The organism is Parahoeflea alexandrii (genome assembly GCF_027214025.1).
GTDB lineage: Bacteria > Pseudomonadota > Alphaproteobacteria > Rhizobiales > Rhizobiaceae > Hoeflea > Hoeflea alexandrii_A.
In genome coordinates, this window is sequence record NZ_JAPWHB010000005.1 from 421,510 (window position 1) to 433,282 (window position 11,773).

The window sequence follows — 11,773 nt, forward strand, 5'->3', positions numbered from 1 at the left end:
CGTCACGCCGGGTCCGATAAAGTGATATCGTCTTTGAGCGGTTTGTCCAGCCGCTCGGATTCGCGTTTCGGCTTGATCAGCGGTTCGGGCGTGACCGGTCGCGTGTGCAGCTTTTCCCTGCCGGCAAGCAAACCTTCCACGGCCTGGATTGCCAGCCGCTCCTCGTCGCGGTGGCGCACATCCTCGCTGATGGCGGCAGCCCGGTCTTCCGAGGTTCCGAGCGCTTCGAGTGTCTTGCGGCCGAAAAGCATGCCGGATTCGAACGTCTCCCGCGCCTCGTAATCCACGCCCCGCGCGCGCAGCGACAAGGTATGGGTTCGGTCATAGGCGCGGGCAAAGATCCGCGCTGTCGGGAAATCGGCCTGGATCATGTCGACGATCCTGTCGGTGATTTCCTGCTTGTGGGTGCAAACGGCAACGATCTTCGCCCGCTCGATGCCGGCTGCCACCAGCACCTCCTTGCGGGTGCCGTCGCCGAAATAGATCTTGAAGCCGAACTTCGAGGCCGATCTGATCCTGTCGGCCGATTGATCGATGATGGTTACGTCGGAGCCGCCGGCAAGCAGGATCTGCGAGGCGATCTGGCCAAAGCGCGAGAACCCGATCATCAGCACATCTGAACCGGCGCCGGCGAAATCCTCGTCCATCTGCTCGTCGGCGGCCTCCCGCATCAGCCGGTTGGCCAGAAGCGCGGCAAGCGGCGTCAGCGCCATGGAAATGGTGACGATGGCGACCAGCAGCGAGGCCGTCGACTGGGCGAATACGCCCGCCGCCGCCGCGGCGCTGAAGATGACGAAGCCGAACTCCCCGCCTTGCGGCAGCAGTCCCGCGATCTGGACGCTGTTGTTGTGGGTGGAGCCAAAGGCCCGGCATGCGCCGTAGATCACCAGGGCCTTGATGATCATGAGCACCGGCACGGAGATGAGGATGACGACGATGTTGTCGGCGATGACACTGAGATCGAGCGACAGGCCGACCGCCATGAAGAACAGCCCGAGCAGGATGCCGCGGAAAGGCTCGATATCGGCCTCAAGCTCATGCCGGTAGGAGGATTCAGCCAGCATGACGCCGGCGATGAACGCGCCGAGCGCCATGGAAAGGCCGGCAATCTGCATCAGCGTCCCCGACGCAAGTACGACAAACAGTGCGGCGGCGATCATCGCTTCCTTGGCGCCGGTCCCGGCAATCAGCTGAAACAGCGGATTGAGCAAATACCGGCCGGCGACCAGCAGGGCCACGATCGCCCCGATCGTGATGGCGACATCCGTGAGCATCGAGCCGCCGCCATTGTCGGATCCCGGTGCGACAAGCGGCACGAGCGCCAGGATCGGCACGATTGCGATGTCCTGAAACAGCAGGATCGAGAAGGATTGCTGGCCGTATCGCGTGTTGAGATCGCCACGTTCATTCAGGATCTGGACGCCGAACGCGGTGGATGAGAGCGCCAGTCCGAAACCGATCACGATGGCCGCCGTCCAGGGTTGCCCGCCAAGCGCCACCGCCACGCCGAGGATTGCCAGCGCCGAGACCACGACCTGCCCCAGCCCGAGCCCGAAAATGTCGCGCCGCAATTGCCATAGCCGCGATGGCTTGAGCTCCAGCCCGATGATGAACAGGAGCAACACCACGCCAAGTTCCGCGAAATGCAGGATCTCCTCGCCGTCGGTAATGACCCTGAGCAGCGGGCCGATGACAATGCCGGCGGCAAGGTAGCCAAGAACCGTTCCGAGCCCGATTTTCTTGAACAGCGGGGCGGCGACAACCGCTCCGCACAAGAGGACGAGGCTTTCGGTATACAGGGTGGCTTCGACTGCAGCCATTCATTGCGCTCCTTTGTCGTATAAAGGCCGGCTCTGACCATGTTGGGCTTGATGCTTGACCGCCGGGACAATACATGAGAGCCAAGCGAAAGGCCAAAAAACATGAGTGATACACAACAATCCGAAGGCTTGCTGGCGACTGCCGAACGTCTTATCGGGCGGGCTCGGTCCGCGGGTGCCGATCAGGCCGATGCGCTGGTGGTTCGCAGCCGCTCCCGGTCGGCTTCGGTGCGCAATGGCCAGGTCGAAAACACCCAATCCTCCGAATCAGATGATTTCAGCCTCCGGGTGTTCGTCGGCCAGAAAGTCGCGACCGTTCACGCCGGGCAGGGAGCCGATGAGGCAGCTCTGGCCGAACGCGCCGTGGCCATGGCGCGCGTGTCTCCCGAAGATCCGCACGCCTGCCTCGCCGATGCGGAGATGCTCGCCAAGACCTGGCCCGACCTTGATCTCTACGATCCGACCGAGCCGTCCGCCGAGAGCCTCATCGAAGCCGCCACCGCGGCCGAGGCGGCTGCGTTGTCGGTGCCGGGTGTTTCAAGTTCTGTCGGTGCGGGTGCGGGAGCCGGCCTTTTCGGCATGGTGCTGGCCACCTCGCATGGTTTTTCGGGCGCCTTCGAGCGCTCCGGCTTCTCGCGCTCCGTCAGCGTTATTGCCGGCGAGGGCGTCAGGATGGAGCGGGATTACGATTTCGACAGCCGCGTTTTCTTTGCCGATCTTGATGAGGCCGGGGACATCGGACGCCGTGCCGGCGAACGCGCCGCAGCGCGCGTCAATCCGCGCAAGGTCAAGACCGGTTCGAACGTCACCGTGGTCTTCGATCCCCGGGCTGCGCGCGGCCTGATCGGCCATCTGGTGTCCGCCATCAACGGCGCCTCCGTCGCCCGCAAGACCTCCTTTCTCAAGGACATGATGGGCAAGAAGGTGGCGATTGACGGCCTCACGCTGGTCGACAACCCGTTTGTTCGCCGCGGTTCGGCCTCTCGTCCTTTCGACGGCGAAGGCGTTTCTGTCGGTCCCTTGACCATGGTCGAGGACGGCGTACTCCAGCAATGGTACCTGACAACGTCTGTGGCGCGGGAACTGGGGCTCAAGAGCAACGGCCGCGCAAGCCGCGGTGGCGGCGTGTCTCCGTCTTCGACCAACGTCATCGTCAATCCCGGTTCGCAAGGCCCGCAGGATCTGATCGCCTCGGTCGGCACCGGGTTCTATGTCACCGAATTGATCGGCCAGGGTGTCAATGCGGTAACCGGCGAATACAGCCGCGGAGCATCCGGCTTCTGGATCGAGAACGGCAAGCTGAGCTTTGCGGTGTCCGAAGTCACCATCGCATCCAATCTCAAGGACATGTTCAAGCGCATGACGCTGGCCAACGACATCGACGCCAAATACTCGGTCGCCGCGCCGACCATCGCCGTTGAAGGCATGACCCTTGCCGGTGACTGAAGCGCCCGGCTCCAGACCGTATGTCGAGGATCTGGCGCTGATGCTTGAGGCGTCGCGCCTGGCGTCAGACATAGCCATGTCCCATTTCCGTCAAGATCCGGAAGTCTGGTTCAAGAACGGCGGCCGTTCCCCGGTCAGCGAGGCGGATATAGCCATCGATGACCTGCTGAAGAAACTGCTGCTGGAAGCCCGGCCCGACTATGGCTGGCTCTCGGAGGAGGCGGAAGATACCGAACACCGGCTCGCCCACAGGCGGGTGTTCATCGTCGATCCGATCGACGGGACCCGGGCCTACGTCGCCGGGCGGCCGGACTGGTGCGTGAGTGTAGGCCTTGTCGAGGACGGCAGGCCGGTTGCCGGGGTGCTCGCCGCCCCGGCACGTGGCGAAATCTGGCGCGCATGTGCGGGCGGTGGGGCCTTTCTCAACGATGTCCGTCTCGCCGCCGGCGAACCTGAGCGACCGGAGGCGCCGTTGCGGGTCGCGATTCCCGATATGGTTGCCAGTCAGATGCATCCCGGTGCGGATGCCGGCCTGAAGAAGGTCGCAGGCGGCCCCTCTTTGGCGTTGCGGGTCGCGGCCGTGGCGCGGGGCGAACTCGACGGTGTGTTCGTCCGTCCCCAAGCCAGCGAGTGGGATCTGGCCGCAGCCGATACCCTGCTGGCCGAGACCGGTCACGTCCTGGTCGACCGGACCGGCGCGCGCATGCTTTACAATGAGCCCGATCCTTCGCGTGGCCTTCTGCTGGCGGCGTCGCGCGGGCAGGTGCCGGGATTGCTGGCATTGTTGCACTCATCCGACGGGCATTGACCTTTTAATCGAATTGCCGCAAACCGCGCTCTGATCAATGACACCGTTTATTCTTGGAGTGGTCCCATGGCTGATGGCAACAACAAACAGCTTTTGCACCTTGTATTCGGCGGCGAGCTTGAGAGCCTGGAGTCGATGAACTTCAGGGACCTAGATGCACTGGATATTGTCGGCATATTTCCAAATTACGCCTCGGCCCTCGAGGCATGGAAATCGAAGGCGCAGATGACGGTGGACAATGCCCATATGCGGTATTTCATCGTTCACATGCACCGGATGCTTGATCCGAACAGCGAAAGCAAGACCGCGTCTTAAGGCCCGGGCGAAAGACGAGATGATAAAACCGGACGCTGACACGGCGCCAGAGTTCAAACAGCTTGGCGAGAAGAGGAACAGGCGGCGTCTGGGCAAGAGGCTGTTGCAGTCCGAATTCGTGCAGAGAACCGGTTCGGCCCTGATCGGCTGGGCATTGAGCTGGATCTGGCGCACCAACCGCGACAATGGAACCTCGACGGACTGGGCAGAGCTGTTGAAGGGGGAAGGGCCGATTATCGTTGCGCTGTGGCATGGCCAGCACCTGCTCGTTCCCTATGCCGCGCCTGCAGACCGCAAATTCACCTCGCTCGTATCGCGCAGCACCGATGCCGAGATCAATGCGCGGGTTCTTGAACGCGCCGGGATCGAGGTGATCCGCGGATCGGGAGGACGGGAACGCCGCGTCGTTGCGGGCAAGGGCGGAATCAGGGCTCTGTTCGCCATGCGTGACGCTCTCCAGCGTGGCGTCAGCGTCGTCATGATTGCCGATATTTCAAAAGGCGAGCCGCGCCTGGCGGGCGAGGGGATCGTCACCCTGGCACGCATCTCCCGCTGTCCGATCGTGCCCGTGGCGCTGGCAACCAGCCGCCGCCACGTGCTTGAAAAGACCTGGGACAAGACGACCATCGCGCTTCCCTTCGGTGTTCGCAGCATGAAGGTGGCCCCACCCATCCATGTTCCGCCCAAGGCAAGCAAGGAAGAGATTGCGCAGGCGCGCGCCAAGGTGACCGCGGAACTCAATCGCGTTACCGAAGAGGCGATGCGCGCCGTCGAGGAGAGCAAATGAGCCGTGGCTGGGCACGAGCGGCGTTGGTCGGCTACCGCTGGTTCGGAGCGGCAATCTATCCGCTGCTTGGACCTTACCTCGCCATTCGCGCGGCCAAGGGCAAGGAAGAGCGTTCCCGCCGCAACGAGCGCTATGGCCGCTCCAAGATAGACCGTCCCGACGGTCCTCTGGTCTGGTTCCATGCCGCCAGTGTCGGCGAAACCACCGCCGTGGTTCCCTTGATCAACGAAGTGCGCCGCCGCGGAATCGCCGTAGTGCTGACCACCGGGACGGTGACTTCGGCTGGCGTCGCGCGCGAACGTCTCGGCAACAACGTCATTCATCAGTACGTTCCCCTGGATCTCAAGCCTGCGGTATCCCGGTTTCTCGATCACTGGAAGCCCGATCTGGCGATCATTGCCGAGTCCGAAATCTGGCCGATGACCATCCTCGAACTGGGCGCGCGGCGCACGCCCCAGGTGCTGGTCAATGGCCGCCTGTCGGACCGCTCGTTTGCACGCTGGAGCAAACGCCCGAGCCTTGCCGATGCGTTGTTCGAGAATCTCTCGCACGTTGTCGCCCAGTCGGACCTCGATGCGGAGCGCTTCGTGGCGCTCGGCGCGCGTCCGGTTTCGGTCTCGGGAAATCTCAAGGTCGACACGACTGCGCCACCCTGGGATGCCGAAGAACTCGCCAGGCTCAGGGACCAGATCCGCAGTCGGCCGACATGGGCGGCAATTTCGACATTCGAGGGCGAGGACGAGATCGCGGCCGCGGTGCACAAGGCCCTGTCCCCGCGTCACAAGCAATTGACCATTCTGGTGCCCCGCCACCCGGATCGGGCGGATGCGATCGAAGCCATGCTGGCCGCAAGGGGGCTGAAGGTTGCGCGCCGCTCGCGCGGTGACCTGATCGACCCGTCGACGGATGTCTATCTCGGCGATACGATCGGCGAGATGGGACTCTACCTCAACCTCACCGACATCGCCTTTGTCGGAAAGTCGCTCAAGGGCGGTGGCGGACAGAACCCGCTCGAACCTGCCATGCTCGGCTGCGCGGTTCTGTCCGGCAGCAATGTCGAGAATTTCCGGGAAAGCTACGCGCGGCTGCTCAAGAATGGCGGCGCGCGCTATGTTCGTGACGGCGAGATGCTGGCAAAGGCCGTTCATTTCCTGCTGTCCAACCCGCAAGCACGCCAAACCATGGCGGAAGGGGGCGACAAGACGTTGCAGGACATGCGCGGCGCATTGAAGGCCACCATTCGCGCGCTTGAGCCCTACATCAACCCCCTGACGGTCAAGGCCCGGCTGCTGCCCCGCGAAAACGAGAACACGGAGAGCCGCGGAGGGGGGCAATGGTGAGCGAAGCCCCACCGTTCTGGTGGCAAGGTCCCGGCATCCAGTCCGCGCTCCTGTCCCCGTTTGGCTGGGTCTACGGACGCGTTGCGCGCCGCATCTTGGACCGCCGTGTCCGCAAGGCTGTCTCCGTTCCGGTCATCTGCGTCGGTAATTTCACTGTCGGCGGCTCTGGCAAGACGCCCACCGCCCTGGCGCTGGCGGAGGCGGCGATCATCCGCGGACTGAAGCCCGGATTTCTCTCGAGAGGCTATGGCGGCGGCGTGCACCACGCCAAGGTCGTGGACCTGTCCAAGGACACCGCCCGCCTCGTCGGTGACGAGCCGATGCTGCTTGCTGCCAGGGCTCTGACCGTGGTCTCCCCAAACCGGATCGAAGGCGCCGAATTGCTGGTCCGCGAGGGGGTCGATCTCATCATCATGGACGATGGCTTCCAGAGCGCCCGGCTGGTGTTCGATCAGGCGCTTCTGGTGGTCGATGCCCGCCGCGGCGTCGGCAATGGCTGCGTCTTTCCCGCCGGCCCGGTTCGTGCCCCGGTGATCGATCAGGTGCGCCACGCCGACGCGCTGATCGTGGTGGGCGAGGGGGATGGCGCCAATCCGATGATCCGCTTGGCTGCCCGCGCCGCAAAACCGATCCATCTGGCCCGGTTCCAGCCACGCAACGCGGCCCAGTTCCTTGGCCGGAATTGCCTGGCGTTCGCGGCCATCGGCGACCCGGAGAAATTCTTCAAGACACTCGAGGATGCGCATGTCCGGTTGGCGCGCTGCCAGAGCTTTCCCGACCATCATCCTTTCACGGAAGACGAGATCAATGATCTGCTGGCGGAAGCCGAGCTGTATGGTCTCGATCTGATCACCACCGGCAAGGATTACGTCCGCCTGCAATCGGGACACGGCCGGGCGCAGGAGCTTCTGGAAAAGACCTCCGTTCTGGAGATCGATCTGAGGTTCGACAGTCCCGATGTGCCAGATGCGATCATCCAGGCCGCCCTGACCGCTTTCGGCAGACGCCGCGCCGGGCGTTGACCGGTTATCTCACCGGCAATTGACCGGCGCGTTTTTCGGCAGCAACCGAGGCATGGACGTCGACATAAGGTTCCTGCCGCGCCACGCTCCAGTATTTCAGCTCTTCGATCGGGATGATTTCGCCGGTGACCGCGCACACCACGTGATTGCCCGGCATCAGTATCTGAAAATCGCCGTCCAGGTAGCGTATCTTGGCCGGTCGCTCGCCGGGGCCTTCAAAACGGTTCATCGGGAACTGCTCCGGTTTCGGTGTTGGCTGCTCTATGCCGTCTTGGCGGCCAAATTGCAAGATTTGACGCTCACGGCGCCGGCCGGAGCGTCCGCTCAGCGGCGGGAGAACAGTTTCTCGATGTCGCCGAGCTTCAGTTCGATATAGGTCGGACGGCCATGATTGCATTGCCCCGAACCCGGTGTCCGTTCCATTTCGCGCAGCAACGCGTTCATCTCTTCCGGCACAAGCCGGCGTCCCGATCTGACGGATCCATGGCACGCCATCGTCGAGGCCACCGCCTCGAGTCGGTCGCGCAAGGCACTGGAACTGTCCCATTCGGCGATTTCGTCGGCCAGATCACGTACCAGTCCCGCAACATCGGTGTCGCCGAGCATGGCCGGCGTTTCCCGCACCGCGATCGCGCCGGGGCCGAAGCGCTCGAGCACCAGCCCGAGCCCGGCAAGATCCTCGGCTCGTTCCGCCAGGCGGTCGCAATCGTCCTCCGGCAGGTCGACGATTTCCGGCAGCAGCAGGATCTGCGAAGCGACCTTGCCTGATCTGAGCGCCGTCTTGAACCGTTCGAAGACCAGCCGCTCGTGCGCGGCATGCTGGTCGACGATCACCAGCCCGTCGCGGGTCTGCGCCACGATATAATTCTCGTGGATCTGCGTCCGCGCGGCGCCGAGCGGATGCTCGATGACAGACGGGTCGGCTTCGGCGTGCTCCATGCGCGCCGAGGGCGTGGCGGCACCGCTGATCTCCGGCTGCGAGGATTCCGAGAAGCCCGGTCCGAATCCATCCAGTGGACGCGAGGGAGAACTTCCGGCTTGCCAGTTCCCTGCATGAAGCCCGCCGGAGGGTTGAAAGTGGGGAGCACGGGGTTGCGCAGCCATCGTGGAGAATTCCGGTGATCGGAATGCCTGGGCCAGCCCGGCGCTGGCAGAGGGCGAGGCGCGGTCTCCACCGGAAATCAGCGCCTGGCGGATGGCTCCGACGATAAGCCCGCGCACCAGCCCCGGATCCCGGAACCTGACATCGGACTTGGCCGGGTGCACGTTGACATCAACCAGGGCCGGATCAAGCGTGATCCAGAGCACGGCCACCGGATACCGGCCGCGCGGCAGGGTGTCTGAATAGGCGGCCCGGACTGCCGACAGGATCTGCTTGTCCTGCACCGGACGGCCATTGACGAAGGCATATTGCGACAGCGAATTGGCCTTGTTCCAGGTCGGCAACCCGATGTGGCCGGCAAGGGCGACATCCTCCCTGAAGGCGTCGAGTTCGATCGTGTTGGCGGCAAATTCCTCGCCCAGGACCTGGGCAATGCGCGCCAGCCTGTCTTCGCCCGTTGCCGGAAGATCGAGGGTCGACCGGTCCGGCCCCGAGAGCGTGAAGCGGACAGACGGAAAGGCGATCGCGATGCGCCGGACGGTTTCGGTGATCGCGGCGGTCTCGGCGCGGTCCGACTTGAGGAACTTGAGCCGGGCCGGTGTTGCGAAAAACAGATCGCGGACTTCAACCGTGGTTCCGTGATTGGCCGCCGCCGGTCTCAGCTCCGCCGGAATGCCGCCCGCCAGCGACACTTCATTGGCGTGTGGCGTATCTTTCGGGCGGGACCTGATGGTCAGGCGCGCCACCGAACCGATCGAGGGCAGGGCCTCGCCGCGAAATCCGAGGGTGCATATGTCATCGAGCCGCTGGTCGATCTTCGAGGTGCAATGGCGACGGATGGCAAGCTTCAGATCCTCGGCGTCCATCCCCAGGCCGTCATCGATGACCCGGATGAGCGCCTTGCCGCCGGCGGCAGTAGCGATCTCGATCCGGCGTGCGCCTGCATCGATGGCGTTTTCGACAAGTTCCTTCACAACGCTTGCCGGACGCTCGATGACCTCACCGGCGGCGATCTGGTTGATCAGGGTCTCTGGCAGTTGGTGGACGCGCATGGTGTCATGTTCAGGGATTCGGGCTTCAGCGCAATGTGTGTCAGGCAATTGAAGCAGGAAAAAGTCGATCCAGCACAACCCTGAATCCTCAGCGTTCGCATCTGCAGACATGATCATGTGCTATTTGCAGCAATTCGCGGTCTTGGTTAAGCGGGGCTTAACTCTCCATTGCGATAGTCATTTCAAGTTTTTGGCAGCAATTCCGCCGCGCGGTCGCAGGGCTGCTCAATGATGGTCGGAAGGGGCGCATCGTGCGGCCTTCAGCATGATCCCGCTCATCAGGTCGGGTATCGGATCGAAGTAGAATGGCGTTGAACGAAACCGAAGCACGACGATATTGCGAGGATGCCCGAACGATCGAGGCCCTGGCTTCCGCGCTTGATATCGGCATCATGATCTACGATCGAAACGACACGCTGATCGCCGCCAGTTCCCAGTTCCTGGATTTCTTCGATATCCCCCCTGATCTGCTGCAGCCCGGCGCCCGGCTGCGGGATCTCTTCAACGCGACATTCGATGCCGGCGCCCGGGTCCTGGGCTCATTGAATGGCAAGGCGCGTTACATTTCGCGCGAGGACTGGATTGCCGAAAGGATAGCCATCCATTGGCGTGAACGTTACGAAAGCGTCGAGAAACTCGCCGATGGCCGCTGGGTACGGCTGTGCAAGCGTCGGATGCCCGACGGTATTCTGATTTCCACCATCCAGGATGTAACCGAGCGGAAGCGCAAAGACGAGGAATTGGCCGAGGTCTTGAAAAAAGCGGAGCTGGTCCAGGTTATCCTCGACAATCTGGCGACCCCGGTGGTCGTCAAGGATTCCGAGTTGCGTTATGTCATGGTCAACGATGCCTTTTGCCGGATCCCGGCGCTGCATCGCAAGGAGATCGTCGGAAAGAAAGCCGCCGATCTGGTCGGCCCGGAACTTGCAGCGCGTTTCGAGAAAGTCGAAGGCGATGTCCTCAAGACCGGCATTCCCTACGAGGTGCTTGAGAATATACACAAATCCGACGGCACGGTTATGCATGCCGTTACGCGCGTAGGTCGCTCCGGTACGCCCGGGAATTACCACGTCACCATCTCATTCGATGACGTCAGCGCCTTGGCGGAAGGCGAAAAGGTCTCCTCTGACTACCGCAGGGTGAAAGAACCGGCGGCAGCGGTTGTCCGGGACAGTGCTGCTACGCCAGCCCCTGGGGAACCCAAGGGGCGCATTCTGGTTCTCGATGCGGATCGCCAGCGTTCGGCTGAACGTGTGATGGTCCTGAAAGAGGCGGGATATGATGCCGTGGCGACGGGGAGTGCAAGCGAAGCGATAGCCCTCCTGGATACCGCCAAATCGTTGAAACTCGATGTCGGCAAGGTCGAAGTAACGGCTGAACTGGCAAGGCTAATGTCGGGACAAGCCGATTCCGGCAAACATGCCCTGCTCAGGCAGGCGATAGAAGAACAAATTGCCAAGGAATCGATCGCCCGATCGGAAATAGCCTCTGCGTCAACTTTCGCAGAAGCTTCTCAAGCCCCGCTTCTCTCCGTCGTCGCCTCCTCACCATTGCCGGAAGCGACACGTTCTGCCGGCGCCGCAGCAACCACCCCGGCAGGTTCACTTGCCGGAGGCCATAACACCAACGCCGGGTCGACACGTGATCGTGTCCGGATCCTTGTCGCTGAAGACAATGACGTCAACCAGATCGTTTTCGAACAGATCCTCGAAGGAATTGGTGTGGACTTCCGCATTGTCGGCAATGGAAAGGAAGCCGTTACCGCTTGGAGTGCGGCGGCGCCGGATCTCATCCTGATGGATGTCTCGATGCCGATAATGAACGGCCTTCAGGCGACGCAGGCAATCCGCGATTCAGAGGCAATGGATCCGGACCGCGCCCTGCATGTGCCAATCATCGCCGTCACTGCGCACGCGATGACCGGGGATCGTGAACGCTGCCTGGCTGCGGGAATGGACGACTACCTGTCCAAACCGGTCAGTCCGGAAAAGCTCGAGGCGATCATTCAGAAATGGGTTGGCGGCTCGGAGCGGCTGCTGGCTGCCGGATAGGCTGTCAATGGCCGCAAGAATCGCGAGTGT

General features: G+C 62.8%; 10 protein-coding genes. 7 read left to right on the forward strand and 3 right to left on the reverse strand.

Annotation, left to right across the window (positions count from 1 at the left end; all coding sequences use genetic code 11):
* Nucleotides 1–2 precede the first annotated feature (2 nt).
* Nucleotides 3–1,820: a monovalent cation:proton antiporter-2 (CPA2) family protein gene (locus O4H62_RS18390; protein WP_269390057.1), complete on the reverse strand. Its 1,818-nt coding sequence runs from the start codon at nucleotides 1,818–1,820 to the stop codon at nucleotides 3–5.
* A gap of 102 nt (nucleotides 1,821–1,922) precedes the next feature.
* Between O4H62_RS18390 and O4H62_RS18395 the strand changes: the two genes are divergently transcribed.
* The 6 genes from O4H62_RS18395 (at nucleotide 1,923) to lpxK (ending at nucleotide 7,538) form a co-directional block, all read left to right on the forward strand.
* The gene (locus O4H62_RS18395) at nucleotides 1,923–3,266 is read left to right on the forward strand and encodes a TldD/PmbA family protein (RefSeq protein WP_269390059.1); all 1,344 of its coding nucleotides are present in this window, start codon (nucleotides 1,923–1,925) and stop codon (nucleotides 3,264–3,266) included.
* Complete coding sequence (locus tag O4H62_RS18400) at nucleotides 3,259–4,074, forward strand: 3'(2'),5'-bisphosphate nucleotidase CysQ (protein ID WP_269390060.1); 816 nt, start codon at nucleotides 3,259–3,261, stop codon at nucleotides 4,072–4,074. Before O4H62_RS18395 ends, O4H62_RS18400 begins: the two co-directional genes overlap by 8 nt.
* A gap of 66 nt (nucleotides 4,075–4,140) precedes the next feature.
* Nucleotides 4,141–4,389, forward strand: a complete 249-nt coding sequence (locus tag O4H62_RS18405) for a DUF4170 domain-containing protein (protein ID WP_269390061.1) — start codon at nucleotides 4,141–4,143, stop codon at nucleotides 4,387–4,389.
* Nucleotides 4,390–4,408: 19 nt separating this feature from the next.
* Nucleotides 4,409–5,176 carry a lysophospholipid acyltransferase family protein gene (locus tag O4H62_RS18410; RefSeq protein ID WP_269390062.1) on the forward strand — a complete coding sequence of 256 codons (768 nt, stop codon included), beginning with the start codon at nucleotides 4,409–4,411 and terminating at the stop codon, nucleotides 5,174–5,176.
* A complete protein-coding gene (gene waaA, locus O4H62_RS18415) occupies nucleotides 5,173–6,516 on the forward strand; it encodes a lipid IV(A) 3-deoxy-D-manno-octulosonic acid transferase (protein ID WP_269390064.1) in 1,344 nt (447 codons plus the stop codon). Before O4H62_RS18410 ends, waaA begins: the two co-directional genes overlap by 4 nt.
* Nucleotides 6,510–7,538 (forward strand): tetraacyldisaccharide 4'-kinase, encoded by a 1,029-nt coding sequence (lpxK, locus tag O4H62_RS18420; RefSeq protein WP_269390065.1) that lies wholly within the window; start codon nucleotides 6,510–6,512, stop codon nucleotides 7,536–7,538. Before waaA ends, lpxK begins: the two co-directional genes overlap by 7 nt.
* Before the next feature lie 4 nt (nucleotides 7,539–7,542).
* On the opposite strand, the gene O4H62_RS18425 is transcribed toward lpxK, so the two are convergent.
* Together O4H62_RS18425 and mutL are read right to left on the reverse strand one after the other, a co-directional pair.
* A complete protein-coding gene (locus O4H62_RS18425; RefSeq protein WP_269390297.1) occupies nucleotides 7,543–7,767 on the reverse strand; it encodes a DUF2093 domain-containing protein in 225 nt (74 codons plus the stop codon).
* A 95-nt stretch (nucleotides 7,768–7,862) separates the two neighbouring features.
* The gene (gene mutL, locus O4H62_RS18430) at nucleotides 7,863–9,692 is read right to left on the reverse strand and encodes a DNA mismatch repair endonuclease MutL (RefSeq protein WP_269390067.1); all 1,830 of its coding nucleotides are present in this window, start codon (nucleotides 9,690–9,692) and stop codon (nucleotides 7,863–7,865) included.
* A gap of 305 nt (nucleotides 9,693–9,997) precedes the next feature.
* Between mutL and O4H62_RS18435 the strand changes: the two genes are divergently transcribed.
* On the forward strand, nucleotides 9,998–11,743 hold the full coding sequence (locus tag O4H62_RS18435) for a response regulator (protein ID WP_269390069.1): 1,746 nt from the start codon (nucleotides 9,998–10,000) through the stop codon (nucleotides 11,741–11,743).
* The last annotated feature ends 30 nt before the right edge of the window (nucleotides 11,744–11,773 follow it).

Excerpts from the sequence above, each read along its gene's own strand:
- waaA (WP_269390064.1), top strand. The coding sequence starts at position 5,173 with ATGAGCCGTGGCTGGGCACGAGCGGCGTTGGTCGGCTACCGCTGGTTC.
- O4H62_RS18435 (WP_269390069.1), top strand. The coding sequence starts at position 9,998 with ATGGCGTTGAACGAAACCGAAGCACGACGATATTGCGAGGATGCCCGA.
- O4H62_RS18390 (WP_269390057.1), bottom strand. The coding sequence starts at position 1,820 with ATGGCTGCAGTCGAAGCCACCCTGTATACCGAAAGCCTCGTCCTCTTG.
- lpxK (WP_269390065.1), top strand. The coding sequence starts at position 6,510 with ATGGTGAGCGAAGCCCCACCGTTCTGGTGGCAAGGTCCCGGCATCCAG.
- O4H62_RS18425 (WP_269390297.1), bottom strand. The coding sequence starts at position 7,767 with ATGAACCGTTTTGAAGGCCCCGGCGAGCGACCGGCCAAGATACGCTAC.
- mutL (WP_269390067.1), bottom strand. The coding sequence starts at position 9,692 with ATGCGCGTCCACCAACTGCCAGAGACCCTGATCAACCAGATCGCCGCC.
- O4H62_RS18410 (WP_269390062.1), top strand. The coding sequence starts at position 4,409 with ATGATAAAACCGGACGCTGACACGGCGCCAGAGTTCAAACAGCTTGGC.
- O4H62_RS18395 (WP_269390059.1), top strand. The coding sequence starts at position 1,923 with ATGAGTGATACACAACAATCCGAAGGCTTGCTGGCGACTGCCGAACGT.
- O4H62_RS18405 (WP_269390061.1), top strand. The coding sequence starts at position 4,141 with ATGGCTGATGGCAACAACAAACAGCTTTTGCACCTTGTATTCGGCGGC.